30 protein-coding genes are annotated in these 24,953 nt (G+C 59.9%); all 30 read left to right on the forward strand.

Going from position 1 to position 24,953, the window contains the following annotated elements:
• The first annotated feature begins 2 nt into the window (after positions 1–2).
• Complete coding sequence (locus M5G26_RS01750; RefSeq protein ID WP_038357957.1) at positions 3–335, forward strand: phage baseplate protein; 333 nt, start codon at positions 3–5, stop codon at positions 333–335.
• Positions 332–1,327 (forward strand): baseplate J/gp47 family protein, encoded by a 996-nt coding sequence (locus M5G26_RS01755; RefSeq protein WP_273914285.1) that lies wholly within the window; start codon positions 332–334, stop codon positions 1,325–1,327. The genes M5G26_RS01750 and M5G26_RS01755 overlap by 4 nt, the downstream gene beginning before the upstream one ends.
• Positions 1,324–1,959 (forward strand): phage tail protein I, encoded by a 636-nt coding sequence (locus M5G26_RS01760; protein ID WP_273914286.1) that lies wholly within the window; start codon positions 1,324–1,326, stop codon positions 1,957–1,959. The genes M5G26_RS01755 and M5G26_RS01760 overlap by 4 nt, the downstream gene beginning before the upstream one ends.
• A complete protein-coding gene (locus tag M5G26_RS01765; RefSeq protein ID WP_273914287.1) occupies positions 1,960–3,858 on the forward strand; it encodes a phage tail-collar fiber domain-containing protein in 1,899 nt (632 codons plus the stop codon).
• 9 nt (positions 3,859–3,867) lie between these two features.
• Complete coding sequence (locus tag M5G26_RS01770) at positions 3,868–4,410, forward strand: DUF4376 domain-containing protein (RefSeq protein ID WP_273914288.1); 543 nt, start codon at positions 3,868–3,870, stop codon at positions 4,408–4,410.
• Between the two features lie 100 nt (positions 4,411–4,510).
• Positions 4,511–4,696 carry a hypothetical protein gene (locus M5G26_RS01775; RefSeq protein WP_016985057.1) on the forward strand — a complete coding sequence of 62 codons (186 nt, stop codon included), beginning with the start codon at positions 4,511–4,513 and terminating at the stop codon, positions 4,694–4,696.
• Between the two features lie 2 nt (positions 4,697–4,698).
• Positions 4,699–5,865 (forward strand): phage tail protein, encoded by a 1,167-nt coding sequence (locus M5G26_RS01780; protein ID WP_273914289.1) that lies wholly within the window; start codon positions 4,699–4,701, stop codon positions 5,863–5,865.
• Positions 5,865–6,371, forward strand: a complete 507-nt coding sequence (locus M5G26_RS01785) for a phage major tail tube protein (RefSeq protein WP_016985055.1) — start codon at positions 5,865–5,867, stop codon at positions 6,369–6,371. Before M5G26_RS01780 ends, M5G26_RS01785 begins: the two co-directional genes overlap by 1 nt.
• Positions 6,372–6,528: 157 nt before the next feature.
• Complete coding sequence (locus M5G26_RS01790; RefSeq protein WP_273914290.1) at positions 6,529–7,110, forward strand: phage tail assembly protein; 582 nt, start codon at positions 6,529–6,531, stop codon at positions 7,108–7,110.
• 129 nt (positions 7,111–7,239) lie between these two features.
• Complete coding sequence (locus M5G26_RS01795; protein ID WP_273914291.1) at positions 7,240–9,447, forward strand: phage tail tape measure protein; 2,208 nt, start codon at positions 7,240–7,242, stop codon at positions 9,445–9,447.
• The gene (locus M5G26_RS01800; protein ID WP_116254554.1) at positions 9,447–9,830 is read left to right on the forward strand and encodes a phage tail protein; all 384 of its coding nucleotides are present in this window, start codon (positions 9,447–9,449) and stop codon (positions 9,828–9,830) included. The genes M5G26_RS01795 and M5G26_RS01800 overlap by 1 nt, the downstream gene beginning before the upstream one ends.
• A complete protein-coding gene (locus tag M5G26_RS01805) occupies positions 9,823–10,035 on the forward strand; it encodes a tail protein X (RefSeq protein WP_134176885.1) in 213 nt (70 codons plus the stop codon). The genes M5G26_RS01800 and M5G26_RS01805 overlap by 8 nt, the downstream gene beginning before the upstream one ends.
• A 9-nt stretch (positions 10,036–10,044) precedes the next feature.
• Complete coding sequence (locus tag M5G26_RS01810) at positions 10,045–11,076, forward strand: phage late control D family protein (RefSeq protein WP_273914292.1); 1,032 nt, start codon at positions 10,045–10,047, stop codon at positions 11,074–11,076.
• Between the two features lie 143 nt (positions 11,077–11,219).
• Positions 11,220–11,804, forward strand: coding sequence for a phage tail terminator protein (locus tag M5G26_RS01815; protein ID WP_273914293.1), 585 nt, complete (start codon positions 11,220–11,222; stop codon positions 11,802–11,804).
• Positions 11,801–11,980 (forward strand): DUF2635 domain-containing protein, encoded by a 180-nt coding sequence (locus M5G26_RS01820; RefSeq protein ID WP_007908782.1) that lies wholly within the window; start codon positions 11,801–11,803, stop codon positions 11,978–11,980. Before M5G26_RS01815 ends, M5G26_RS01820 begins: the two co-directional genes overlap by 4 nt.
• Positions 11,980–13,476 (forward strand): phage tail sheath subtilisin-like domain-containing protein, encoded by a 1,497-nt coding sequence (locus M5G26_RS01825; protein ID WP_122608697.1) that lies wholly within the window; start codon positions 11,980–11,982, stop codon positions 13,474–13,476. The genes M5G26_RS01820 and M5G26_RS01825 overlap by 1 nt, the downstream gene beginning before the upstream one ends.
• A gap of 67 nt (positions 13,477–13,543) precedes the next feature.
• Positions 13,544–13,891, forward strand: a complete 348-nt coding sequence (locus M5G26_RS01830) for a phage tail tube protein (RefSeq protein WP_007908779.1) — start codon at positions 13,544–13,546, stop codon at positions 13,889–13,891.
• Positions 13,888–14,184 carry a phage tail assembly protein gene (locus M5G26_RS01835; RefSeq protein ID WP_007908778.1) on the forward strand — a complete coding sequence of 99 codons (297 nt, stop codon included), beginning with the start codon at positions 13,888–13,890 and terminating at the stop codon, positions 14,182–14,184. The genes M5G26_RS01830 and M5G26_RS01835 overlap by 4 nt, the downstream gene beginning before the upstream one ends.
• A 130-nt stretch (positions 14,185–14,314) precedes the next feature.
• A complete protein-coding gene (locus tag M5G26_RS01840; protein WP_273914294.1) occupies positions 14,315–16,090 on the forward strand; it encodes a phage tail protein in 1,776 nt (591 codons plus the stop codon).
• On the forward strand, positions 16,077–17,312 hold the full coding sequence (locus tag M5G26_RS01845) for a DNA circularization protein (protein WP_077571352.1): 1,236 nt from the start codon (positions 16,077–16,079) through the stop codon (positions 17,310–17,312). The genes M5G26_RS01840 and M5G26_RS01845 overlap by 14 nt, the downstream gene beginning before the upstream one ends.
• Positions 17,313–17,315: 3 nt before the next feature.
• The gene (locus M5G26_RS01850; RefSeq protein ID WP_273914295.1) at positions 17,316–18,362 is read left to right on the forward strand and encodes a phage baseplate assembly protein; all 1,047 of its coding nucleotides are present in this window, start codon (positions 17,316–17,318) and stop codon (positions 18,360–18,362) included.
• Between the two features lie 114 nt (positions 18,363–18,476).
• Positions 18,477–18,986 (forward strand): phage baseplate assembly protein V, encoded by a 510-nt coding sequence (locus M5G26_RS01855; protein ID WP_122600811.1) that lies wholly within the window; start codon positions 18,477–18,479, stop codon positions 18,984–18,986.
• Positions 18,986–19,384 (forward strand): phage GP46 family protein, encoded by a 399-nt coding sequence (locus M5G26_RS01860; RefSeq protein ID WP_134176877.1) that lies wholly within the window; start codon positions 18,986–18,988, stop codon positions 19,382–19,384. Before M5G26_RS01855 ends, M5G26_RS01860 begins: the two co-directional genes overlap by 1 nt.
• Positions 19,374–20,420, forward strand: coding sequence for a baseplate J/gp47 family protein (locus tag M5G26_RS01865; protein ID WP_273914296.1), 1,047 nt, complete (start codon positions 19,374–19,376; stop codon positions 20,418–20,420). The genes M5G26_RS01860 and M5G26_RS01865 overlap by 11 nt, the downstream gene beginning before the upstream one ends.
• The gene (locus tag M5G26_RS01870; RefSeq protein WP_122608703.1) at positions 20,408–21,007 is read left to right on the forward strand and encodes a YmfQ family protein; all 600 of its coding nucleotides are present in this window, start codon (positions 20,408–20,410) and stop codon (positions 21,005–21,007) included. Before M5G26_RS01865 ends, M5G26_RS01870 begins: the two co-directional genes overlap by 13 nt.
• Before the next feature lie 14 nt (positions 21,008–21,021).
• Positions 21,022–21,753, forward strand: a complete 732-nt coding sequence (locus M5G26_RS01875) for a hypothetical protein (protein ID WP_141128792.1) — start codon at positions 21,022–21,024, stop codon at positions 21,751–21,753.
• Between the two features lies 1 nt (position 21,754).
• Positions 21,755–22,180: a phage tail assembly chaperone gene (locus tag M5G26_RS01880; protein ID WP_141128791.1), complete on the forward strand. Its 426-nt coding sequence runs from the start codon at positions 21,755–21,757 to the stop codon at positions 22,178–22,180.
• Between the two features lie 57 nt (positions 22,181–22,237).
• Positions 22,238–23,335, forward strand: coding sequence for a phage tail protein (locus tag M5G26_RS01885; RefSeq protein WP_273914297.1), 1,098 nt, complete (start codon positions 22,238–22,240; stop codon positions 23,333–23,335).
• A 7-nt stretch (positions 23,336–23,342) separates the two neighbouring features.
• On the forward strand, positions 23,343–23,909 hold the full coding sequence (locus M5G26_RS01890) for a tail fiber assembly protein (protein WP_273914298.1): 567 nt from the start codon (positions 23,343–23,345) through the stop codon (positions 23,907–23,909).
• A gap of 121 nt (positions 23,910–24,030) precedes the next feature.
• Complete coding sequence (locus M5G26_RS01895; RefSeq protein ID WP_273914299.1) at positions 24,031–24,951, forward strand: gp53-like domain-containing protein; 921 nt, start codon at positions 24,031–24,033, stop codon at positions 24,949–24,951.
• Positions 24,952–24,953: the final 2 nt, after the last annotated feature.

A 24,953-nucleotide genomic window follows, 5' to 3' on the forward strand; every position in this document is an offset into this window, starting at 1 on the left:
CCATGATCGGAATCGATAGAGACAGCGGGGCCACGGTCGACGATTGGCTGCAGTTTGTGCAGCGCGCGACCCGGGCCCTGACCACGCCGCTGGGCACCCGGCAAAAACGGCCCTTGTACGGATCGCTGATCCCCACGCTGTTGGGGCAGAACCTTGGCGATGACGTCCTGCTGTTAGCCCAGAGCCATGCGGCGCAAGCGTTTTACAACGCGCAGAACGGCATCAGCGATTTTCAACCGCAAGTGATCGTCGCCAGCCGTCAGGGCGCCGGCCTGCTGTTGCGTTTCGCCGGCACCTGGAAAAACCGTCAACAAACCTTCGAGGTCGTGACATGAGCATGTTGATCCCCGGCCAGAACCAATTGGCCGAACCCGCGCTGATTACCGTCGAGGCTTTCGAAGATCTGCTCGCCGAGTTCAAGACTTTCGTCATCGAATACGTCGGTGCGCGCTCGCCGGACAGCGCCGCAAAACTCAAGACCAGCCTGGAAAACGAGAGTGAACTGCTGACCCTGGCGCTTGAGGCTTTCTGCGTGCGGCTGCAAACCCACGAGCGCAAATACAACGCCCGCATCAAACAGATGCTGGCGTGGTGGGCGACGGGTAGCAACCTTGATGCGCGGCTGGCGGACATGGGCCTGGAGCGGCAGTTGCTGGATGCGGGCGACCCGGCAGCATTCCCGCCGGTGCCAGCGATCTACGAAAGCGACGACGACGCCCGCCTGCGTTATTACCTGGCGCCACACGCTCCGGCGGCTGGCTCGCGCATGCAGTATCGCCGCGAAGTTTTCACCCTCGGCGAGCGTCCGACGGTGCAAGTCGAATCCACTGAGGCGGGTGTGGTGAATGTCACTTACACCTTCAACCCGGACGGCCTCGCCGCGCAGGTCAAGGATGGCAACGGGCGTCGCACGGCACCGGGCGAAGTGCAGGTCACTGTGCTGTCCCGCGACGGCGATGGCACGCCTTCCGCGACATTGCTCGACGGCGTTCGTCAGCACTTCGCACGACCGGATGTACGACCTGAAACCGACCTCGTCACCGTCAAGGCTGCCGACATTCAGCGCTACAAGATTCGCGTCGTCGCCAAGATCAATTCCGGCCCCGATTCAGGCCTGACCAAAGTCGCCGCGCAACAGCAATTGCAGGCTTACGCCGACAGTTGCCATCGTCTTGAAGGCCGCGTTGATCCAAGCTGGATCGATTACACGCTGCACAGCGCCGGCGCTGTGCAATTGCAGATTCTCGAACCGCTGGCGCCGATCGTGACGACAGCGTTTCAAGCGCCGTACTGCACCGCAGTCGAAGTCGAGGTGCTGACGCTATGAGTGAAAAGACTCAGCGCCCGACGCTGTTGCCGGCCAACAGTTCGGCACTTGAACGAGGTCTGGATCTGGGTTTCGGCGCACTGCTTGATCGCATCGCGCCGCCATTTCCCGAACTGATGAACCCCGCAGAAACCCCGGTCGCCTTTCTGCCGTATCTGGCAGCTGATCGCGGTGTTGCTGAATGGAGCACCACCGCGCCGGAGGCAGAAAAACGCCTGACCGTCGAGCTGGCCTGGCCCACCGCGCGCCAGGCCGGCACTCGCAAGGCGCTGGAAAACGCCGCCAAGGGTTTGCAGTTAAGACCCGAGATCCGCGCATGGTACGAACAGACACCGCCCGGTGCGCCGTACAGCTTTTCCGTACGAGCCTTCAGCGACCAACCCTACAGCGAAGAAATCGACGCCCGTCTCGACCGACGTCTGGCTGATGCCAAGAGCGAGCGCGATGTGCTGTCGGTCTCGGTCGGCCTGAGCACTTTCGGCAATCACGTCATCGGCGCCGCGACGTTCTGCGGCGAACTGACCACGGTTTATCCGGTGTTCATCGAAGGGCTCGAAACCTCGGGAGAGGCGTTCATGGCTGCCGGTATGTACACCGTCGAAACATCCACTATTTATCCTCAGGGGGCCTGAATGGCTGACTATTACACCCTGCTCACCAACGCAGGGATTGCCTACGAAACGGCGTGTAAAGCCGCGGGCACGCCGATCAAGTTGACGCAGATTTCCGTCGGCGACGGCGGCGGCTCGGTCTACAACCCGGCCGCGACGGCCACTGCGCTGAAACGCGAAGTCTGGCGCGGGCCGCTGAATGCGCTGTTCCAGGACGAGAAGAATCCGAGCTGGCTGCTCGCCGAAGTGACCATTCCGCCGGATGTGGGTGGCTGGTATGTGCGTGAAGCGGGGCTGTGGACTGATACCGGGATTCTCTACGCCATCGTCAAATATCCGGAGTCGTTCAAACCGGTGCTGGCGACGTCGGGTTCGGGTAAAGAGTTCTACATTCGCTCGATTTTCGAAACGAGTAATGCGTCGCTGGTGACGTTGTTGATCGATGACACCGTGGTTAAAGCCACGCGTGCCTGGGTCATGAGTTACCTCGCCGAAGAACTCGGCAAACTCGATGGCAAGCAATCGGTGCGTGTTGCGGCTACCACCAACGTGGTGCTGAACGGTGCGCAGCAAATCGATGGTGTTGCAGTGATTGCCGGGGACCGCGTGCTGGTTGCGAACCAGACCTTGGCCAAGGATAACGGCCTGTGGATTGTCGCCAATGGTGATTGGGTGCGGGCGACCGATGCCAACAGCAGCGCCAAGGTGACGCCGGGCCTGACAGTCATGGTCGAGGAGGGGATGGCCAACGGTGATTCGCTGTGGCACCTGACTACCAATGCGCCAATTACACTCGGTACGACTGCGCTGACATTCAAGATGCTCGCGGGCCGCACCGGAATTGCGGCCGGGACTTACAAGACTCTGACCGTCGACGAATATGGCCGGGCAACGGGGGGAGCAAATCCTCAGACGCTGGCCGGATTCGGGATCAAGGACTCCTACACCAAAACTGAAATCGAGGGAATGATTGCAAACGCCTCGATGCTACCAGTAGGGACGATCGTTGCGTTCCCGGGCGCTACACCACCGGTGGGTTTTCTCGAACTCGATAACAGTGTCAAGAGTGCGGCTCTTTATCCTGACCTGAATGCTTACCTGGCCGGCAAGTACAACAAAGGCGATGAAGGGGCGGGCAATTTCCGTTTGCCGGATGGGCGCGGTGAGTTCTTGCGTGGCTGGGATCATGGGCGCGGTGTTGATGTGGGAAGGGCAATCGGAAGTTCCCAGGTAGATACCCTGCAGAACATTACCGGAAACTTCGATGGCTATCTTGATATCACCACGGCATCCGGTGCGTTCTCGTTAAATAACATGAGCATCTCTTCAACTCCGCTCAACCAGAAAAACGCCTACCATGGCGTGTACTTTGATGCTTCGAAAGTGGCGCGTACTTCCACGGAAACCCGTCCCCGAAACCTCGCAGTCATGTGGTGTATCAAAGCTTGGAACGCGCCGATCAATCAGGGCAACATCGATATCGCCGCGTTGGCCGTTCTCGCGCAGCAAGCCTCGGAAATTAATCAAGGTACGGCGAAGGTTGCCACCCAGACTCAAATGGTAGAAGGGTCTGACGACGCCACAATTGTGACCCCGAAAAAGCTGCGCTGGGGGGTTCAGATCCAAAAGGCCACGAATGGCTATATCGTTTTCCCGAGTTGGTTGGGGGGGATGATCATTCAGTGGGGCACTGTCAACGGCACAACCGGAGATCAGTCGGCGCTATATCCAATTGCGTTCCCCAACGGGGTCTTTCAAGCCGTCGTGAGCATGGGGGATAAATCGGCTGGCGTAATCGCTGGCATAACCCTCTACGCGACCGCTTCCGGTATGACATCCAAAACAACGCTGACAGTCAGATCAATCGGCACAGACGGTCAAGGAGCATCCTCTGCCCGCTACATCGCCATTGGTCATTAAGGGGGGCATATGAAATACGCTGTATTTAACGATGACTCGACGCTGCAAACCTGTCTGATCGATGGTCTACACGTCATTCCGGACTCTGCTGTAAAACTGAGCGAATCGTTGTTTTTTCAGATAACCCAAGAAACTGACGGAATCTGGCGACGGGTGGGTGACGATATTGTCAAACAGCCTTTCCCGGCCGTGGTTCCGAACTATAAGCAGCTAGTCGCCGCTGAGCGGTATAAGCGCGAGGCTACGGGGGTCTTTGTCGAAGGCCTACACGTCGAAACCACTCGCGATAGCCAGGCGCTCATTGCGAGTACCGGATTGGCTGCCGTCCTCGACCCCAATTACCGCTGCAATTTCAAAACCCTGACCGGTTTCGTCGAGATCGGATCCGCGCAGATCATCGTCATTGCCAAGGCAGTTCGGGCACACGTCCAAGCCTGTTTTGACCGTGAGCTCACCTTGTTGCGTGCAATCGAGGCGGGCGAGTATCGCGATGAAATGCTCGCCGAGGGCTGGCCGGATTCATCGCTACCTGAATCCGCAAATCTGCAATAAACGCCCCGCACCTCGGGGCGTTTTCTTATCCCCCAAACGCATTCAACACCCGCCAAGCCCCTCCCCACGAGGGGCTTTCCCGTTTATGGAGAAACGAAAAATGGCAACCCGCCAAACCTACACCGTGCTCGTCCCATTCCCCACCGGCGGTGGGCATTGGTCGAGCATCGGTCAAGACCTTGATCTGCTCGACGTCGAGGCCAGTGCCTTGCACTTCGCCGGTCGACTGGAACTGAAAACCCCCTCCACCCAGGCCAAAAAGGCCGCTGCCAAGAAGGCTGACTGAATATGGCTGAGGTTCTGAACTTCGAGCACAACGGCATTACCGTCAATGCCACCGAATCCCCTGAGGCCACGGGTGGCCTGGGTGACAACGTTATCGGTCTGGTCGGCACTGCGCCGAAAGCCGATCCGCTGATTCCGCGTAACGCGCCGTTCCGCATCAACAGCTTCACCACCCACGCGCTGCTCGATCCGACCGGTTCCGAAGAGGGCACCCTGTATCACGCGGTTTACCAGATCCTCAAAGTGGTCAAGGTGCCGGTGTACGTGGTCATCGTCGAAGCGGGCGCGACCCCGGCCGACACGGTCAACGCAGTGATCGGTGGTGTTGAGCCGGCGACCGGTCGCAAACTGGGTCTGGCTGCACTGGGTAGCGTCCCGGAAGACCTGACCATCATCGGCGCGCCGGGCTTCACCGGCACCAAAGCGGTGGCCGGCGAGTTCGCCTCGTTCGGCAAGCGCATCAAGGCCCGTGTGGTGCTGGATGGCAAGGACGCTTCGGTCGCTGATCAAGTGGTGTACAGCCAGGAACTCGGCGGCGCCGACCTTGGTTTCGACCGTTGCCTGGTGGTGCACAACATGCCTGCCGTGTATTCGAAAGCGGCGAAGAAAAACGTCTTCCTGTCGCCGTCGAGTCTGGCGATTGCCGCGCTGGCCAAGGTCAAGCAGTGGGAGAGCCCGGGCAATCAGGTGACCTACGCCGAAGACGTTTCGCGGGTCGTTGAATACAACATCCTCGACACTTCTACCGAAGGCGATCTGCTCAACCGCTACGGCGTCAGTTACTACGCCCGTACCGTGCTCGGTGGCTTCTCGTTGCTGGGTAACCGCTCGATCACCGGCAAGTTCATCAGCTACGTCGGCCTCGAAGATGCGATCAGCCGCAAGCTGGTCAAGGCCGGCCAGAAAGCCATGGCCAAGAACCTCACCAAGTCCTTCATGGATCAAGAGGTCAAGCGCATCAACGACTGGCTGCAGACCCTGGTCGCCGACGAAACCATTCCTGGCGGCAGCGTGTATCTGCACCCGGAACTCAACAGCGTCGAGAAATACAAGAACGGTACTTGGTACGTGGTCATCGACTACGGCCGCTACGCGCCGAACGAACACATGGTTTATCAACTCAACGCCCGCGATGAAATCATCGAGCAGTTCCTGGAGGACGTTCTCTAATGTTTACCAACCGCGTAAGACAGGCCATCGCGGCCACCCTGCAAGGCCTGCCGCTGTCGGCGACCGTTGAAGAATTCACCCCGCCGAAGATCGAATTCGACGTGGAAGAGATGCGTGGCGGCCGCTTTATCGTCGAAGAAATGGCCAAGGGCGGCAAAGCGCTCAACGCCAAGCTGACCCTGCAAGGTCTCGGCGCTGAAGTCATGCTCGCACTCGGCGTGAAGCTGGGTGACGACATCCTGCTGAATGTGCGTGAAGCCGGTCAGGATCAGGATGGCAACACCTGGTTCACCTATCACACCGTCGGCGGCAAGCTGAAATCCCTCGAAGAAACCGCAGTGAAAATGGGTGAAAAACCCAAGACCAATCTGGAGCTGTCCTGCCGCACTTATAACCGCCTGGAAAACGGCGTGCCGGTGATCGACATCGACGTGCGTACCCAGAAGTTCGTGCTCAACGGCGTCGACATCCTTGGTGATGCGCGGCGTGCGGTGCTGATGCCGTAACCCTCGGCACAACACAAAACCCTGTAGGAGTGAGCCTGCTCGCGATGAGGTCAGCACATGCAACATCAATGTGCTTGCAAGACCGCTATCGCGAGCAGGCTCACTCCTACAAGGGAATAGCGACACCCCTAAAAAAGAATCACCAAGGAATTCATACATGTCGTGGATGCCACCCCAGCATGACCTGCTGTCGCCGATCACCGGCGACGACGGCTCGCAGATCGAGACAATTCAGCTCAAGCCGCTGTTCTACGCCGCGCAAAAAGAAGCGCTGGAACGCGCCGGCGATGACGAAGACGATCAGTTCTTCGAACTGGCGCTGCTCGCCACCGGCCTGTCGGTCAAGGAACTCGACCAGCTCAAGCGCCCGGACTACGTGAGCATCGCCCAGTACGTGCACGAGATGTCGACCCAACCGGCGGCGTACTTTCTCGATCAGGTCGAAGACGCGGAAAAATCCGACGATCCCGATCAGATCCAGCTGCTGCAACCGCTCGCCGTCACCGGCCGCACCGTGACCTCGCTGAGCCTGGAAATGCCCGTGCTGCGCGCCACCAAAGTGATGAAGAAACTGAAAACGGCCAAGGAACGCGCCGAGTTCATCACCGCCCATTGCACCGGCCTGATGATCCCCGATCTGGCCCTGATGACCGTCCCGGACTGGACGCAATTGCAGGTGCGCATCGACGATTTTTTAAACCAGCCGGCGGCCTACTTTCGGAACGCGACATCGAAGTAATCCTCGATATCGTCCCGCTCATTTACCCGGTAAGTGAGGCGGAGATTCTCGAATGGGACGCCGAAAAGGCGTTGCGCCGCTACGACATAGCGATCACTCGCCTTGGCGTGAAACAGGAGTAGAGCGGCAATGGCAGAGAACAGATATGCGCTCACATACGCCGGTGAGAGCGGCAATACAACGGGCGGATTTACGCTGCCCGACAACCTCGGAAAACCGCTGCAGGATTTGAACGTCACGTTGGCGTTGGCAAGCGTGGATATTCGTTTGCTGACTCAGGAGCAGATCAAGCTGCGCGAACTGTTGGTCAGCCAGCGATCGCTATTCAAGGTTGTGGCGGCAGCCCCTGCTGCCAATAGTGAGCCGAAGTCAAAGCTCAAGGCGGAGGTCGAGCAGCGCTCACCCCCTAAAACCATGCAAGCAGCGATGGCGCAGCAGACCTCTTTGTCAGAACTCAACAGAGTTCTGAAACTGGATAAAGATCAGCTTGAGGCGCTTTCACAAGAAACCCTGAGGATGGCCAGCGAGAAACAGGTTGCTCCCAGTGGCGCCACCGGCGTCGATCTGCTGCAGGTGCAACTGGCTGCGGCCAAGTCGGGGGTGGGTGAAGGCCTTCAACCCGAGCTTAAAGTTGCCGCCTTGACCGACTTCGCTCGTGACGCGGCGATCAACGCTTCGGCGTTCGGCGTTGATGTGAAAACAGCCAGCGAGATGATGCTGGCCTGGCAATCCGCGATGAACCTTGATCGTGGCAAGAGCCAAACCCTGGCCGATGCGACCAACTATCTGGGGCACAGCACGCTGGACGCGACATCGGCGGACATCGGCTCGGTCGTACAGAATGTTGGTGAAAAAGCCGTCGCTGGCGGACTCACGCCGGAGCAGGTCGCGGCACTGGCCGCAGCGTTTTTGAACAGTGGTGTCGACAAGTCCGCAGCGGGAGCCGGGCTCAACAGTCTGATGACGGTGCTAGCCAAGGCCGACACGGCCACGGATGAGCAGCGCACTGCCTGGGCTTCGCTGGGCAATGGACTGGGGCCGGAGGCAGTCGCCACTGGCATGAAGACCGATGCGTCGGCGACCATCATCAAGGTCATGGAAGCCCTCAAGGACAAGAAGCCCGAAGAGAAGGAGGCTTTGACCAAGACCCTCTTCAGTGGCAACGACGCCATTCTCAAGTTGCTGAAAAAGCCTGAGGACGTGACCAAGGCGTTCAGTCTGCTGACTGTGCCGAATCCCGAAGCCCCGTCGAAGCTCGATTACGCCGGGTCAGTTGCCAAAGACGCTGAGCAATTGGGGGGCACCTCGCAAGGACGCGTCAATGCGCTGGACGCCAGTGTCACGCGGTTGTCTACGGCCGCTGGCGGCGCACTGACCAATGCGTTCGATGTTGTGGTGGTCTCTCTGGATGCTGTCGCCAGTGGCATGGCCCGTTTTGCCGAGGAGCAACCCAGGGCGACGGCGGCGCTGCTAATGCTGGGCGGCGTTATTGCCTTGTCCCGGGGCGCGCAAATCAAAGCCGCCACGACCTCGATCATTCGCGGTGCGGCGACAAAATTGCTGACGACGGCAGGCGCCGGTCCTCTTATTGATGTTCTGGATCAGCCTGCCAGCGCTGGCGACACCGGCAAGCCCGACAAGCCCGAAAAGCCTGAAAAAACTGACAAACCCGAAAAAACCGGCAAGCCCAAAAAGCGCCGAAACCCGGCCAAACCCAAAGCCTCCGTCAACCTCCCATCTGTCGAGCCGCTAGCACCTGAGCAACCACGCCCGACATTGCGCAGCCGTTTCACCGACGCCAAATCCCTGGCCAAGGGATTCAGCAAAACCAATGCACTGCTGACCGTGGCCGCTGCGGCTCCCGATGTGTTGAAGGGGCTGGAGGAAGGTGATAACAAACTGGTCGGCGGTGCGCTGGGTTCAGCCGGCGGCAGTCTGGCCGGTGGTTATGCCGGTGCGGTTGCCGGCGCGATGATCGGCAGTTTCATTCCCGTCATCGGCACGGCCATCGGTGGCGTGGTGGGCGGCATCGTCGGCAGTACGATGGGCGGCATGGGCGGTTCTTGGCTCGGTGAAAAACTGGCACCGACCTCCGACAAACTCGCCCCGCCGGCAGACGTCGCCAAAGAACTGCCGAGCGCGCAGACGCAAAATCAGCAGGTGAGCTTTTCACCGTTGATCCAGGTCACCTGTCCGGCTCCGGACACGGCTGAACAAATCCGCACAATCATCGGGCAGCAACTGAGTGGACAATTCCACGGCCAGTTCCTGCCGCTGTTGACCAACAACCCACTCGCCACCCGCCGTGACGCAGCCCTGACCGATGGAGTCGCCTGATGAAACAACAAATGGCATTAGGCAGCTTCATCTTCGGCCTCTCGCGCCAATTTGCGTACCACTCGTTGTTGCGCAAATCCGATGGCGGCTGGACCGAAATACAGATCCTCACCAGCAAACCGAAATCCAGCCAGACCGGACAGAAACCGGAAACCCTGACCATCACCGGCAAATCGATGTACGCCGTGGCCATGGATCGGCTGGATGAGCTGCGCGCCTTGCAGGCGCTGCGTATTCCGCTGCCGCTGATCGATGGCATTGGTCGCAACTGGGGGTTGTGGCGGATCAACAACGTTCAGGAAACCCAGACCCAGATCATCGATGACGGCACGGCGATGGTCGTCGATTGGGTCATCGAATTGGCGGAGTTCAACAATGCGTAAGGTTCGAAGCGTGGCCGGTGATTCGGTAAATCTGCTGCTCTACCGCGAAACCGGGCGCAGTGATGACGTCGCTGAAGAAGCCCTGTGGAAACTCAATCCGACCCTGGCCGAGCACGGCCCGATCCTGCCTGCGGGTATCTGGGTCGCGTTGCCTGAACTCGACAGCAAAGCCGCCGCGATCAAAGCGCTCACGGCCTGGGATTAAGGAGGTTGTATGGCATTGGGTTATACCCCGGTCGTGCAGATTTATGGCGCAAACGCGGATCTGCTCAACCAGCGTCTGATCAGTTGGGAGCACATTGATGCCGCCGGTATCGAGTCGGATCAACTGACCCTGACCATTGATCTGGAAGGTCTCGAAGGGCTGCCAAATCTGGGCGGGAAAATCGGCCTGCTGGTGGGTTATCTGGAAATGGAAGAGATGGTCGACAAGGGCCAGTTCAAAGTCACTCGCCTGACGCCGACGCTGTTTCCGTTTCGCCTGACCCTGGTGGCCACTGCAGCGCCTTTCAGCAAGGATGATGAGACCGGCTTCAAGCAGCGCCGCACCGCCAGTCATGGACCGACGACGCTCGGCCAACTGTTTAGCAAACTGGTGTCGCAGCACGGTTTTTCATCGCGTGTCGCTGCGGACGTGTCGATGATCAAGATCGCCCACGTCGACCAGTCCAATGAAACCGATATGGGCTTTCTGACGCGGCTGGCGAAGAAGTACAACCTGGTCGCCAAACCTTATGGCGATGCGTATGTGCTGGCGCGGCCTGGGCAGATCAAATCCATCTCGGGGCAGAAACTGCAGGATGTGACGTTGTCGGTCACCCACGACAATCGTCCCGGCGATCACGCCTTCATCAGCGCCACGCTGGAAGAGGCCGCCCGCGAACAGGCCAAGGGCTGCAAGACCTGTTTTGTCGATGCTGTTACAGGCGTTTTGCATTGGGTCGAGACGGGACTTGCGCCGTTCAAGACCATCCGCCAGAAGCAACCCAATGAAGCGGATGCCATCGCCGTCGGTGAGGGCGAAGTGCGCAAAATGCTCCGGCAAAAGTACAAGGTGAAGATCACCTGCCCCGGCGATCCGCGACTGGCCGCTGAGGGCTTGGTACTGCTCGATGACACCTGGCCGGACTTCATGCGCGGGCGCTGGTCGATCGACAAGGTCACCGCCAGTGGTAATCGCGAGAACAGCTATCGCTGCCTGATCGATGCCAGCGGCCTCGATCCCAAAGCCGAAGCCGAAGACTGACGACACAACTCCCTGTGGGAGCGAGCCTGCTCGCGAAGAGGCTGGAACATCCAGCATTGAATGCGACTGAGACACCGCTTTCGCGAGCAGGCTCGCTCCCACATTGGGTCCTGCGCCATTCTCATCATTCTGGAACACCCCCCATGAAGATCACCCCGATCCTCACGCAACTGCGTGGGCAATGCCCTGGCCTTGCCAATCACATTTCGGCGGGTGTCGACCTGGCGTTGCTGCAAGGCAACCCGGATCTGCCGACACCCTCGGCCCACGTGCTGCCACTGGCCGACTTGGCGAGTGAAAGCACCACCCAAAACCTCATCACCCAACCGATCCGCGACCGCTTCGAAATCGTCCTGGCGCTTGACGCCACTGACGCTACAAAAGCGCTGGATCTGTTGCACGACCTGCGCGCCGAACTGTGGCGCGCAGTGGTGGGGTTCAAGCCCGACAAAGACTACAGCGCCATCGTTTACGACGGCGGCGAACTGGTCTTGATCAACAGCAGCCGCGCCTTCTACCGGCTGCGCTTTTTTGCCGAGTTCCAGCTCGGCCGCAATCTGCCAAGTCAGCCTGCGGAGAGTTGGCACGAACGCGAACTGGACGGTTTGTCGTCCTTTACCGGGGCCACCGTGCGGGTCGATGCGATCGACCCCGCCGACCCCAACCTGAAACGCCCGGGCCCCGATGGGCGCGTGGAAATGACTTTCTCTGGAGACGTAACCCCATGAGCAATCGCATCACCGTACTGCCGGCCGAAGGCCGCGTTGTACCTGACCCGGAGGCGGGCGATCTGCTGCCGCTGGAAGGCCGTGAAGTGCTGGACAGCGCCTGGTGGCGCCGACGTCTGGCCGACGGCGATATCACCCTCAAAACCGCACCAGCCAAACAAAAGGGAGCCAAATAATGGCGATCGGATTCAGCAACATCCCCGCGGACATTCGTGTACCGCTGTTCTATGCCGAAATGGACAACTCGGCTGCCAATAGCGCGAGTTCGACCCTGCGTCGTTTGATCGTCGCTCAGGTCAACGACAACATTGCCCCGACCGAAGTCGGCAAGCTGGTGCTGGTTTCCAGCACCGCGCTTGCCAAGAGCATCGGCGGCCAAGGCTCGATGCTCGCCTCGATGTACGAAACCTTCCGCAAGGCTGACCCGATCGGTGAGATCTGGTGCCTGCCGCTGCACAACGCTGAAGGCGCCATCGCCAAAGGCGTGCTGACTTTGACCGGCACCGCCACTCAGGCCGGCGTGCTCAATCTGTATGTCGGCGGCGTGCGTGTGCAAGCCACCGTGGTCAACGGTGCCACTGCTGCGCAAGCGGCCACCGCCCTGGCGCAGAAAATCAACGCCACCGCCGACCTGCCGGTCAGCGCTGCCGCTGCCGAAGGTGTGGTCACTCTGAACGCCAAATGGACTGGCGACAGCGGCAACGACATCAGCCTGCAATTCAACCGCCTGGGCAAGAGCAACGGCGAAGAAACTCCGGCCGGCCTGACCACTGCAATCACCGCCATGACGGGCGGCGCCGGTGTTCCGGATCAGGTCGCGGCTATCGCCGCGCTGGGTGACGAGCCGTTCGAATTCATCGCGCTGCCATGGTCCGATCTGTCGACCCTCAACACCTGGCAAGCGGTCATGGATGACAGCACCGGTCGCTGGTCGTGGGCCAAGCAACTGTTCGGTCACGTCTACAGCGCCAAACGCGGCACTGTCGGTACGCTGGTTGCAGCAGGCCAGGCACGCAATGACCAGCACATGACCATTCAGGCGCTGGAGCCGGGCGTTCCACAACCGTTCTGGGTACAAGCCGCTGCATTGGCTGCACGCACCGCGGTGTTCATCTCCGCCGACGCCAGCCGTCCAACCCAGAGCGGCAGCCTGCCGGGTGTTGACCCGGCACCGGCCAGCGAGCGCTTCACCCTGACCGAACGTCAGTCGCTGCTCAACTACGGCATTGCCACTGCGTACTACGAAGGCGGTTACGTGCGCATCCAGCGCTCGATCACTACTTACCAGAAAAATGCTTACGGCCAGGCCGACAACTCCTATCTGGACAGCGAAACCATGCACCAGTCGGCGTTCATCGTGCGTCGTCTGCAAAGCGTGATCACCAGCAAGTACGGCCGGCACAAACTGGCTTCCGACGGCACCCGCTTCGGCGCCGGCCAGCCGATCGTGACGCCAGCGACCATTCGCGGTGAGCTGATCGCGCAGTACGCCAAGCTCGAACTGGAAGGCCACGTGGAGAACGCCGAGCTGTTCGCCGAGCACCTGATCGTCGAGCGTGACGTGCAGGACCCGAGCCGCGTGAACGTGCTGTTCCCGCCGGATTACATCAACGGTCTGCGCGTGTTCGCACTGCTCAACCAATTCCGTCTGCAGTACGACGACGCGGCTTGATCCGCGCGTTTGACGGCAAGTTTTCAGCCCACCGCGCGTGGGCTTTTTTATGCAAGGGAGTAACACCATGGGTCAACTTATTGCAGGCACCTGCTACGTCAAAGTCGACGGCGCACAACTGACCATCAATGGCGGCTGCGAAGCCCCGCTGATGGCGGTCAAACGCGAAACCGTCGTACCCGGTTTCTACAAGGAAACCGATATTGCGCCGTCGTTCAAAGTGACCGCGCTGCACACCGCCGATTTCCCGCTGAAGAAGCTGATCGAAGGCACCGACATCACCGTCACCTGCGAATTCAGCAACGGCAAAGTCTACGTACTGGCCGGTGCCTATCTGGTCGAAGAACCAGTTTCCAAGGGCGATGACGCCACCATCGAGCTGAAATTCGAAGGCATCAAGGGGACCTGGCAATGAGCGGCGCCGTGAAGCTTCAGGTTGCGATCGAAGCTCACGGCGAGCCCCTGACCGAACTCGTCCTGCGCCGTCCGACGGTGCAGGAGGTGCGAGCGATCAAGGCGCTGCCGTACAAGATCGACAAGAGCGAAGAAGTCAGCCTCGACATGGACGTGGCGGCCAAATACATCGCCGTGTGCGCCGGCATTCCGCCGTCGTCGGTCAACCAGCTGGATCTGGCTGACCTCAATGCGCTGAGCTGGGCCGTTGCGAGTTTTTTCATGAGTGCGGCGTCGGCGCCATCACCGACCTGATCGCCGTCGCCTATGACCTGGCCTGGTTCTGGAAGGTTGACCCCGAACAGATGATGGCCAGGCCACTGGATGTGCTCCGCGAATCGCTGGAGCACGCGCAACGGATCAATGCGATGCAGCAGGTGCAGTGATGGCAGACGAAGAAACGAAAGTAAAAACTCCGGTGCTGATCACGGGCATCGATGAGCTATCGTCCAAGCTCGGCGCCCTTCAGGCAAAGGTCGGCAGTTTCAAGAAAAATCTCGAGCAGGTCGGCCTCGACAAACTGGACATCAGCGGGCTGTTCAAGGGCGGCAGTGTGATCACGCCGTTCGTGGACGGGATCAAATCGGCGGCGGCGTTTCAGGGCAAATTGACCGAAGTGGGCGACACGGCAAAAACCGTCGACTTGCCCGCCACACCGAAAGTCGCTGCGCAAAACATGAATGTGTTCAGTGCGTCGATGGAGAAGGTTTCGGCGGCCGTCGACGCCGCGCTGGTGCCGGCGGTAGGGGCGTTGGTGGTCGGGCTGGAACCGATGCTGACCCAGGTCGGCAGCCTACTCGCCGACAACCCGAAACTGGTCGAAGGCCTGGCGGCGGGGGCGATTGCTTTCTCCGCCATGCAAACCGCCGTCACGGGTATGACTCAGGTGATGGACGTGATGAGCATGGTGCTCAAGACCAACCCGATCATGCTGATCGCGATGGGCATCGCGCTGGCGGCCGGTTTGATTTATGCCAACTGGACGCCGATCAGCGCTTTCTTCAAGGACATGTGGGAGGGCGTGAAAAATATCGGTGTGAGTGCGATGGCGACGTTGCGCTCGATCCTTGACTGGCGACCGCTGGATGCACTGGCGGCGCTGTGGTCACCGATCGCGGGATTCTTCTCCGGGATCTGGGACAAGGTCAAAGCGGTCACCGCGCCAGTGATCGACTTCTTCAAATCGGTGTTCTCCTGGACGCCCGCCGGCATGATCCTGGAAAACTGGGCGCCGCTGACCGGTCTGTTTTCGGCGATCTGGGACTTGCTCAAGGCCTTGAGTGTGCCGGTGATGGCGTTCCTCAAAGGTCTGTTCGACTGGACGCCGTTGGGGATGATCATCAACAACTGGGGGGCGATCACCGGATTTTTTGCCTCGATCTGGACGGCATTGCAACCGGCGGCACAAGCCATCAAGGACTTCTTTGGCACGTTGTTCGATTACTCCCCGCTGGGCATGATCGTCAACAACTGGGGCAGCATCGTGACCTTCTTCGAACCGATCTGGGCCGCGCTGCAAGCGTCGGCGCAGCAGATCAAAGGCTTCTTCCAGAGCCTGTTCGAATGGTCGCCGCTGGAACAGATCGCGATGTACTGGCAGCCGATCAGCGAAGTGTTTTCGGCGCTGTGGGGCGTGGTGCAGGCGTTGGCCGCGCCAGTGCTGGAGTTTCTGCACAACATGTTCGAATGGACACCGTTGGGGCAGATCATCAAGAACTGGGGGCCGATCACCGAGTGGTTCGGCGAGTTGTGGCAAAAGCTGCAAACCGTGATTGCGCCGATCAAAGAGCTGTTCGACGGCGGCTTTGCCGGACTGATCGCCAAGGTTACCGGCAAGGTTGAAACGTTCACCGAAGCGCAACGCCAGACCAATGCCGAAGGCAAAGGAGAGCTGGCGCCGGCGTTCTTCGGAGCAACGCCGCAAGCAGCGGGTAACGGTGCATTGCAGAGCGGCTCACTGCCGCAAAGCTCCGGCGCACTGATTCAACAAAGCGCAGCCAACAACCGCACGCAACTCGAAGGCGGCTTGACCGTGCGCTTCGAAAATGCGCCGGCCGGGTTGCGTACCGATCAACCGCAAAGCAATCAACCGGGCCTGGCGCTGTCTTCGCGCATTGGCTATCGCTCGCTGTCGGCAGGAGGTTCCAATGAACTGGCGTGACCGTTTGTTGCCGGCATCCTTTCGCGGTGTCGGTTTCTGGATCGATCAGGCGAAAACCCCGGTCGGTCGCAAAGGTCAGTTGCACGAGTATCCGCAGCGCGACCTGCCGTATTTCGAAGATCTCGGCCAGCAGGCCAGGATTCACGATGTCACCGCATTCATCATTGGCGCCGATTGCCTGGAGCAGCGCGACAAGTTGCTCAAGGCGTTGGAGGCGGGCAGTGGTGAACTGGTGCATCCGTGGCTCGGGCGCCTGCAAGTCAAGGTCGGTGAATGCGACATGACCCACACCCGCCAGGACGGCGGGTTGGTGACCTTTACCCTGAAGTTCTATCCAGACCAACCGTTGCCGTTTCCGACCGCTACCGTCAGCACACAGAAAGTGTTGCTGGCCAAGGCCGACACGCTGTTGGGTTCGGCGGTGGCACGCTTCGAACAGGCGATGACGCTTATCAAGGCTGCGCGGATCGGCATCGCCAATCTGCGCAACAGCCTGACCGGAGTCTATGAGGTGATCAAAGAGCAGCTCAAACCGCTGATCGAGCAATATCGGCAGATCACCGAACTGGTCAAAGCGGTCAAGGAGTTGCCCAAGGAAGTGGCGGCGGAGTTCAAAGGCCTGCTCGGCGATATCAAGGAGCTCAAGGAGTTTGCGAAGGAGGGCTACCGTGGCGTGATTGCCGACGTGTCGCAACAACTCGAAGCGATTCGCAAGGCGGATGCGCCGAAGATCACCACCGGCAAGGACACCAATGCTGCGGCGCAAGCCATGGCCGATCTGGTGCAGGACACGATGCTGGTCAAAGTGGCGCAGTGGGTGGCGTCGATGCCAGTGGCGACCCCCGCAGTGAAACTGTCGTCGACACCTTCGGTGGCGCAGCAGGCGGATCAACCCGTGACCCGTCCGGAAGTACCGGTGACCGATGAAATGAAAGCGCTGCAGAAAGCTGTCGGGGTGGCCATTGACCCGATGCTGGACAAGGCCGATCCCAAGCACCACCAGGCAATCAACGATGTCAAGGAAGCGTTGCTGGCGCATCTCAAGGCAGTGGCGTCATCCGGTGTGCGCCAGGTCACCAAATCGTTCCAGGAAAGCCTGCCGGCGCTGGTTGTGGCCTACAAGCAATTTGCCGATGCGACACGGGTGACCCAAGTGACTCAGAGTAACGCGATGAACCATCCGGGCTTTTCACCCAACGACGTGAAAGTGTCCAGGGAGTGAGCCATGAGCGAGATGGATAACCGCGTCACATTGACCGTCAACAACATGGAATACGGCGGCTGGAAAAGCGTGGAAATCACGGCCGATCTGGAGCGCCAGTTCCGCACGTTCAAACTTGACATCACCTGGCAGTGGCCGGGGCAGACGGTGGACCAGCGGATCAAGCCGGGTGACCCCTGCGAAGTGAAAATCGGCCAGGATCTGGTGCTCACCGGCTACGTGTTCAAGGCGCCGATCAGCTATGACGGACGTCAGATCAGCCTGAGCATCGAGGGCAGTTCCAAGACCCAGGATCTGGTCGATTGCGCCGCCAGAAACCAGCCGAACCAGTGGCAGGAGCAACCGCTGTTGAGCATCGTGCAGGCGCTGGCGATGGAGTACGGGCTGATGGTGGTCAATGAAATTCCCGAAACCGCGCGGCTCGCCAAGCACACCATCGTGCCGGGTGAAACGGTGTTCCAGTCGATCGACCGGTTACTCTCGCTGTTCCGGGTGTTTTCCACCGATGACGAGCAGGGCCGGCTGGTGCTGGCCAAGCCTGGCAGCGGTGGGCGGGCCAGTGATGCGCTGGAGCTGGGCAAGAATATCCTGTCGGCCAACGCCCCCATGGATCAGAGCCAGGTGTTCTCCGAATACCGGGTGATCGGCCAGCAGAAAGGTTCGGACAAGAAGAGCGGGGCGGCGGTCAGCGAGGTTGAATCCAGCGCGACCGATCTGAGCTTCAAACGTCGACGCACCACCATCATCAACGAGGGCACCGCGCTGACGTTCGAACTGGCCCAGCAACGCGCCCAGTGGGAGTGCGCCACCCGTATGGGGCGGGCGCAGACCACCACGTATCGGGTGCAGGGCTGGCGCCAGGCCAACGGTGATCTTTGGCGGCACAACACGCTGGTCAAAGTCACGGATCCGGTGCTTGGGTTCGATGGCGACATGCTGATCTCCAAGGTCACTTATTCGCTGTCGGCACAAGGCTCGGTGACCACGCTGCAAGTGGCGCCGCCGCATACCTTCGATGCCAATCCCAGCCCCCCGAAAAAAACCACATAGGCCCTGAAAAGATCGCAGCCTTCGGCAGCTCCTACAGGTGTACGCCGATCTCATGTAGGAGCTGCCGAAGGCTGCGATCTTTTGACGTCGGCCCGTTTCTTACAGGAACCAAGCATGAGCCTACTGACACGCCTGCTGGCGCGCGGCACTGTCGTGCTCGCCAATTCGGCATCCAAGCTGCAATCGCTGCAAATGCGCCTCACCGCCGGCGAAGTGAACGACGACCTCGAGCATTTCGAACCCTACGGTTTCACCAGCCACCCGCTGGCCGGTGCGGAAGGGGTCGTCACGTTCATCGGCGGCGACCGTTCCCACGCCATCGCTCTGGTCATCGCCGACCGCCGCTATCGCCTGCAATCGCTGGCATCGGGCGAAGTGGCGATCTACACCGACGAGGGCGACAAGATTCACTTCAAGCGTGGGCGGATCATCGACATCGAAACCGCCACGCTGAACATCCGCGCGAGCAGCGCGGTGAACTTCGATACGCCGGTGATCAATCAGACCGGCAAGATCGTGTCCAGCGGCGATCAACTCGCCGGTGGCATCAGCCAGATTAAACACGTGCATGTCGGCGTACAGGCCGGCAGCGGCCAGACCGGCGCGCCGGCGGGAGGCAAATGATGTTCATCAGTCAGAACCTCCACGCCGCACTGACCCGCGCCGTGCTCATCAGCCTGTTCACCTGGCGCCGTGCCGCCGATGACGACGCCCTCGACGACGACGAACGTTTCGGCTGGTGGGGCGACACATTTCCCACCGTTGCCGACGACCGCATCGGCTCACGGCTATGGCTGCTGCGCCGGGTGAAATTGACCCGACAAACGCAGATGGACGCCGAGTTCTATGCCCGCGAAGCCTTGCAATGGCTGATCGACGACGGCCACTGCAGCGCCATCGACATCATCAGCGAACGCCTCGACGCCCAGCGTTTGAACCTGCGCACGGTCCTGACCCTGGCCGACGGCGAACGTCTGGACATCAACCCCGATAACAGTTGGCAGGTGATCTATGCCGTTTGAAACCCCTTCGCTGCCGGTGCTGATCAAACGCACCCAAAGCGACCTGGCCGGCGATTCGCTGCGCCAGTCCGATGCGCAAGTGCTGGCCCGTACCCTCGGTGGCGCAGCTTATGGTTTGTACGGTTATCTCGACTGGATTGCCGAGCAGATCCTGCCCGATAAAGCCGATGAGTCGACCCTGGAACGCATTGCCGCTCTACGTCTGAATCAACCGCGCAAACCCGCGCAAGTGGCCACCGGCAGCGTCAGTTTTACCGCTACTGCAGGCGCGGTGCTGGACGTCGATACGCTGCTGCAAACCAATGACGGCCGCACCTACAAAGTCACCGCCGCACGCACTACGGCTAATGGCAGCAACACCACCACCATCGCCGCTCTGGATGCCGGCAGCCTCGGCAATGCCGACGCCGGGCTGGCGCTGACACCGGTGCAGCCGATTGCCGGTGTGGTCGGCAACAGCTTTGTCGTGCTGGCGCCGGGACTCAGCGGCGGCGTGGCACGGGAAAGTCTGGAGTCGCTGCGCTCGCGGGTGATTCGTTCTTACCGCGTTATTCCCCATGGCGGCTCGGCCAGTGATTACGAGACCTGGGCGCTGGAAGTGCCGGGTGTGACCCGCGCCTGGTGTCGTGGCGGCCTGCTCGGGCCGGGCACGGTGACGGTGTTCATCATGCGTGATGAAGACCCGCAACCGGTGCCCAACGATGAGCAATTGGCGGAGGTTCAGGCGTACATCGAACCGCTGCGTCCGGTGACCGCGGAAGTGCACGTGCAGCGGCCGATTCAGGTGCCGGTGGTGTATCGCTTCAAGAGCGTCAACCCGGACACCAGCGCCGTGCGCGCTGCGGTTGAGGCGCAACTGCGCGACCTGCACAACCGCGAAGCCGATCTGGGTGTGCCGTTGCTGATCAGTCATATCCGCGAAGCCATTAGCAGCGCTGGTGGTGAGTACGATCACACGCTGACCGCGCCAGCCGCTGACGTGCCCGCCGGGCAAAGCGAACTGCTGACCTTCGGAGGTTGCGTATGGGGGGCATAAGAACCGCCGCGCAATATCAGGCGCAATTGCGCGCCTTGCTGCCCAGCGGCCCGGCGTGGGACCCGGAGCGCGTGCCGGAACTGGAAGAAGTTCTGCAAGGCGTCGCCGTCGAACTGGCCCGCCTCGATGCCCGCGCCGCCGACCTGCTCAACGAGATGGACCCGGCCGGCGTCAGCGAACTGGTGCCGGACTGGGAACAGGTGATGAACCTGCCCGACCCGTGCTTGGGCGCCACACCGCTGTTCGACGACCGCCGCCTCGCCGTACGCCGACGCTTGCTGGCGGTCGGCAGCCAGGCTGTCGGTTACTACATCGACATCGCCAAAAGCCAGGGTTACCCCAACGCGACCATCACCGAACTCGAAGCACCGCGCATGGGCCGCTCGCGTTTCGGCTCGGCGCATTGGGGCACGTGGGAGGCGCAGTTCATGTGGACGCTCAATACTGGCGGACGCTTGCTGCTAGGCCGGCGTTACGGCGCGAGCTACTGGGGCGAGCGTTTCGGCGTCAACCCGGGCTCTGCACTGGAATGCCTGATTCACCGCAGTGCGCCGGCGCATACTAAGGTGCACATCAATTATGACTAGGGAGGGATGAGGGGATGGATTATCCGAAGAGTGTGCCCAGTTCCGGGCTGGTGAATGGCAAATTTGTTGATGAAAACCCATTGATGGGAACGCCGGGCTCATTGATTCCGGCGCGATGGGGCAACAGCGTTACCGATGAAGTCATCAATGTGATCACTGCCGCCGGACTAGCCCCCGACGAGGGCGACACTACGCAACTCAAAGCGGCGATTTCGGCAATTGTCGAAAAGAACAAAAGTGATTCTCTGGCAAGCAAGGATGAGGCCGAGGCGGGTACCAGCAGCAGCCGTCTGATGACTCCGCAGCGGGTGTTCCAGGCGATCGAAAAGAAAGTGGTGCAAGCCACTGAAACGGTTTTTGGCTGGGCGCGGATCGCGACTCAAGCCCAGGTCAATGCGGGGACGGATGACACCACTTTCGTCACGCCGAAAAAACTCTGGTTTGGTGTTTCCTACAGCATTGGCGCGAACGGCTATATCGCTTTTCCGAGCTGGTTGGGGGGCTTCATGATTCAGTGGGTCATGATCACCATCGCTACAGATAAAACCTATGTTGCAAAACCCTGGCCGGTGGCTTTCAAGACCCAGTGCGCCGCTACCTGGGCAAGTTACTCGCACAGCGGCAACGCACCCTTTTTCGATATCGTCACTCCACCCTTGGTGACCTACTTTGATCCCAGCCAGGTTCAAGTCTTGAGTAATTCCGGTGGCTCCGGTTTTGTCACTGTCCTGGGAGTGGGTAACTGAAATGAAACGTTTCTATAGCCGCACCACCGGCAACACCTATTTGTCGGGTTATCACACCAGCCTTCCAGACGATGCCGTTGAAATCGACGAGGCGCGTTATGAGTCGGTCATCGCAAATCCTGTAGCGGGTACCGAGCGATCCCATGACGAGCAAGGTCTGCCGATCCTGGTCGAGTCGACAGCTCTTTCTGAAGAGCAAACATCGGCCGAAGCCAAGGCGTGGCGCGATCAGGAATTCAACCGGATTGTCTGGTTGCGCGATCGTCACCGTGACGAAGTGGAACTGATGAAGATCACCACGCTGTCCGACGCTGAATACCTGACGCTGCTGACCTACCTGCAGGCGCTGCGCAAGTGGCCCCAAGCGAAGAAATTTCCCGCCAAACGCTCTCGACCGAAAAAGCCTGCCTGGATGACTGCCGAGTGACTGGATGCTGCTTTGTCGGCATCGCCTATCAATATTCCAGGTACAGGAAAACCAATTATGGACTATCCAAAAAGCGTCCCCAGCGTCGGTCTGGTCGATGGTCGTTTCGTCGATGAAAACCCGGTGGCGGGAACGCCGGGTTCGTTGATTCCGGCGGTTTGGGGCAACAGTGTCACTCAGGAAATTCTGAGTGTGATTACAGGGGGGGGGTTGGTGGCTTCCGAGACGGATACCGGCCAACTATTCAAGGCGATTCAATCGATTGTTGGTAGCGCTAGTCCGATGCGTTCGGTGATTACCCGGCTTGCAGCTTCCAAGTCACTGGCCGAGCAGGAACTCGGTCTCGTTTTGATCGATGGCAGTCCCGCTCCCGTGACCCTGACTTTACCTCCGGCGGATCTTGCTCTGGGTGTACGCGATGTGATTCTTCGTCGTGTCGACAACAGCGGCAATCGCCTCGTTGTTCAAGCATCCGGCACCGACAGGATTCGCTTTCACACCTACCTGTCGGCCAGCGGTTATCCGTTTCTGGTGTTGATGGGGGGAGGTGACTGGTGGCATCTGCGCAGTGACGGAGCCGGGAGCTGGTGGCCGATCGGACGCTTCGACAATACCGCCTTGGGCCGCCCGTTGTTCGAGACCACCACAACGCTTAACCCGGGTGGTTATGGCGTTCCCAACGGTGATCTGTTCAAGCGGGCCGAATGGCCGTGGCTGTGGGATTTTGCTCAGGCGTCCGGGGCATTGACGACCGAAGCGGCCCGAGTGGGCAGAGAAGGTGGCTGGACCAGTGGCGATGGCGCTTCGAACTTTCGAATTCCCGAGATTCGGGGCGAATTTTTGCGGGTGCTGAGTGAGAACAGAAACGTTGATGCTGGACGTGTAACAGGCAGTCTGCAAATGCACGCTTTGCAAAGCCACAACCATTATCTGCCGACGGGAACCGGGGCGACATTCAAGCCTGCTCCAGCGATTCCGGATACCGCCTGGGACGTTACCACCAACGTCAATTTTTTACCGACTTCAGCAACGGTGGCAACGACCTATCCCAACCCTGCATTCGACAATGATGCCTACATCGGCAATATCGGCAATTTCGCTGGCGAAACCCGACCGCGAAACATCGCTTATCCCGCGCGAATCAAACTGATCTGAGGTGCACATGTTCAATTATCTGATAGATGACAGCGGTGCATTGACCGGGCCTGTCGAGTTTCCGCTGGTGCCCGGGATCGGTCTGCAACTGCCAAGCAATGCGGTGACGCTGAGCATCGAACTCTCCCCAGCGCCTGAGGGGTTTGCCTGGGCCTATGACAAGGGTTCGTTGCAACAGAAGATCGATTGTCGTGGGGATGTCTATCGCACTGACACAGGCATTCGGGAAACCTGGAACGCGCTTGGCGAATTGCCGGAGGGCTTCACCCGGTTGCCTTGGCCGGGTGGCTTTCACATCTGGGTGGATCACGCCTGGCGGGTCGATGACATCGCGCAACTGGCGGATCGCAAACGCGTCATTCTCGCTAAACGTGATGCGTTGCTTCGCGATGCCGTGCTGAGAATCGCGCCCCTGCAGTACGCCGAAGACATCGGCGATGCCAGCCATGACGAACAGCTTTTGCTGATGGAATGGAAGCTCTACAGCGTAGAGCTGAACCGCATTGAAAAGCAGGGCGGCTTTCCCGAGGGCGTCACTTGGCCGGCAATTCCCGGCGCTGTCGTGACCGATTGATATCTGCACAAGGAAACGTTTGTTCCTTTGACCGTTTCCCGGTCTTCGGCCTCGGTGTGGCTAGCCGCTTCAAGCGGCTGAGGCCTGCGCCCAATGTATTTTCAGATTAAGGAGATAAACCTTGGATTATCCCAAGAGTGTGCCCAGTGTCGGCCTGGTCAATGGCCAGTTTGTCGATGAGGACCCGATCGCCGGTAAACCCGGTTCGCTGATCCCGGCGACGTGGGGCAACAGCGTCACGCAAGAAATTCTTAACGTCGTTCAGGCGGCCGGCCTGACGCCGAACGAATCGTCGAACAATCAGTTGCTGGGAGCATTGCGCAGCCCGGCATTGTTCATGACCGCACCGCAGTTTGATGGCGGACGCTCGGCAGCAACGTCCGAGTTTGTGCAGCGGGCGCTGGGCAGTTATGCCAGTGCTCGCGGAATATCCACCGCCACGCAATTGACCTTGGCCGACGTTGGCTGCTCGATCGGTCTGGGCGGCAACGCGGCTTACACCGTGACGCTGCCGGATGCCGCTGCGGTGCCGAGCGGCGCCACGATCAGCCTGCATTGCCGTAATAGTGCGCCCGTCACGGTGGCCAGTAAAACCGGTGCGCAGATCAGTCCGCAAGGGGCTTATCTGGCGTCGATCGTGATGAACAATGGGGAGAGTGCAAACTTCGTCAGGGAGTCTGGAGTGTGGGTGGTGTATGGCACCGCTGCGCTGAAGTATTCAGCCAATTATGCCGCGCAGTTCGCTACATCGGGATATCAAAAATTTCCCAGCGGTTTGATCGTGCAGTGGGTGACGGGGGGCTCCGATGCGAATGGCAACATGACGGTGTCGTTGCCGATCAGGTTTCCCAACGCTGTCCTCGGCGGTGTTGCCAATGAAGGCTATCCGGCAGGTTGGGGGAGCTCCAACGTCACCGTTTGGGCATTTGACGGTGCGAACTCCACGACAACGACAGTGGTGGCTCGGGTCCGAAACGTACTGGCTTCAAGTGTAAAGGCCGAGCCGGGAATCTCAGGCCGCATTCTGGTATGGGGGTACTGAGC

It is taken from the genome of Pseudomonas sp. TNT2022 ID642 (genome assembly GCF_028656995.1).
Lineage (GTDB): Bacteria > Pseudomonadota > Gammaproteobacteria > Pseudomonadales > Pseudomonadaceae > Aquipseudomonas.

Excerpts from the sequence above, each read along its gene's own strand:
- M5G26_RS01780 (WP_273914289.1), top strand. The coding sequence starts at position 4,699 with ATGGCTGAGGTTCTGAACTTCGAGCACAACGGCATTACCGTCAATGCC.
- M5G26_RS01880 (WP_141128791.1), top strand. The coding sequence starts at position 21,755 with ATGAAACGTTTCTATAGCCGCACCACCGGCAACACCTATTTGTCGGGT.
- M5G26_RS01835 (WP_007908778.1), top strand. The coding sequence starts at position 13,888 with ATGAGCGGCGCCGTGAAGCTTCAGGTTGCGATCGAAGCTCACGGCGAG.
- M5G26_RS01865 (WP_273914296.1), top strand. The coding sequence starts at position 19,374 with ATGCCGTTTGAAACCCCTTCGCTGCCGGTGCTGATCAAACGCACCCAA.
- M5G26_RS01760 (WP_273914286.1), top strand. The coding sequence starts at position 1,324 with ATGAGTGAAAAGACTCAGCGCCCGACGCTGTTGCCGGCCAACAGTTCG.
- M5G26_RS01820 (WP_007908782.1), top strand. The coding sequence starts at position 11,801 with ATGAGCAATCGCATCACCGTACTGCCGGCCGAAGGCCGCGTTGTACCT.
- M5G26_RS01825 (WP_122608697.1), top strand. The coding sequence starts at position 11,980 with ATGGCGATCGGATTCAGCAACATCCCCGCGGACATTCGTGTACCGCTG.
- M5G26_RS01785 (WP_016985055.1), top strand. The coding sequence starts at position 5,865 with ATGTTTACCAACCGCGTAAGACAGGCCATCGCGGCCACCCTGCAAGGC.
- M5G26_RS01875 (WP_141128792.1), top strand. The coding sequence starts at position 21,022 with ATGGATTATCCGAAGAGTGTGCCCAGTTCCGGGCTGGTGAATGGCAAA.
- M5G26_RS01885 (WP_273914297.1), top strand. The coding sequence starts at position 22,238 with ATGGACTATCCAAAAAGCGTCCCCAGCGTCGGTCTGGTCGATGGTCGT.
- M5G26_RS01790 (WP_273914290.1), top strand. The coding sequence starts at position 6,529 with ATGTCGTGGATGCCACCCCAGCATGACCTGCTGTCGCCGATCACCGGC.
- M5G26_RS01765 (WP_273914287.1), top strand. The coding sequence starts at position 1,960 with ATGGCTGACTATTACACCCTGCTCACCAACGCAGGGATTGCCTACGAA.
- M5G26_RS01755 (WP_273914285.1), top strand. The coding sequence starts at position 332 with ATGAGCATGTTGATCCCCGGCCAGAACCAATTGGCCGAACCCGCGCTG.
- M5G26_RS01890 (WP_273914298.1), top strand. The coding sequence starts at position 23,343 with ATGTTCAATTATCTGATAGATGACAGCGGTGCATTGACCGGGCCTGTC.
- M5G26_RS01810 (WP_273914292.1), top strand. The coding sequence starts at position 10,045 with ATGGCATTGGGTTATACCCCGGTCGTGCAGATTTATGGCGCAAACGCG.
- M5G26_RS01850 (WP_273914295.1), top strand. The coding sequence starts at position 17,316 with ATGAGCGAGATGGATAACCGCGTCACATTGACCGTCAACAACATGGAA.
- M5G26_RS01870 (WP_122608703.1), top strand. The coding sequence starts at position 20,408 with ATGGGGGGCATAAGAACCGCCGCGCAATATCAGGCGCAATTGCGCGCC.
- M5G26_RS01840 (WP_273914294.1), top strand. The coding sequence starts at position 14,315 with ATGGCAGACGAAGAAACGAAAGTAAAAACTCCGGTGCTGATCACGGGC.
- M5G26_RS01805 (WP_134176885.1), top strand. The coding sequence starts at position 9,823 with ATGCGTAAGGTTCGAAGCGTGGCCGGTGATTCGGTAAATCTGCTGCTC.
- M5G26_RS01845 (WP_077571352.1), top strand. The coding sequence starts at position 16,077 with ATGAACTGGCGTGACCGTTTGTTGCCGGCATCCTTTCGCGGTGTCGGT.
- M5G26_RS01770 (WP_273914288.1), top strand. The coding sequence starts at position 3,868 with ATGAAATACGCTGTATTTAACGATGACTCGACGCTGCAAACCTGTCTG.
- M5G26_RS01860 (WP_134176877.1), top strand. The coding sequence starts at position 18,986 with ATGTTCATCAGTCAGAACCTCCACGCCGCACTGACCCGCGCCGTGCTC.
- M5G26_RS01800 (WP_116254554.1), top strand. The coding sequence starts at position 9,447 with ATGAAACAACAAATGGCATTAGGCAGCTTCATCTTCGGCCTCTCGCGC.
- M5G26_RS01815 (WP_273914293.1), top strand. The coding sequence starts at position 11,220 with ATGAAGATCACCCCGATCCTCACGCAACTGCGTGGGCAATGCCCTGGC.
- M5G26_RS01830 (WP_007908779.1), top strand. The coding sequence starts at position 13,544 with ATGGGTCAACTTATTGCAGGCACCTGCTACGTCAAAGTCGACGGCGCA.
- M5G26_RS01750 (WP_038357957.1), top strand. The coding sequence starts at position 3 with ATGATCGGAATCGATAGAGACAGCGGGGCCACGGTCGACGATTGGCTG.
- M5G26_RS01855 (WP_122600811.1), top strand. The coding sequence starts at position 18,477 with ATGAGCCTACTGACACGCCTGCTGGCGCGCGGCACTGTCGTGCTCGCC.
- M5G26_RS01775 (WP_016985057.1), top strand. The coding sequence starts at position 4,511 with ATGGCAACCCGCCAAACCTACACCGTGCTCGTCCCATTCCCCACCGGC.
- M5G26_RS01795 (WP_273914291.1), top strand. The coding sequence starts at position 7,240 with ATGGCAGAGAACAGATATGCGCTCACATACGCCGGTGAGAGCGGCAAT.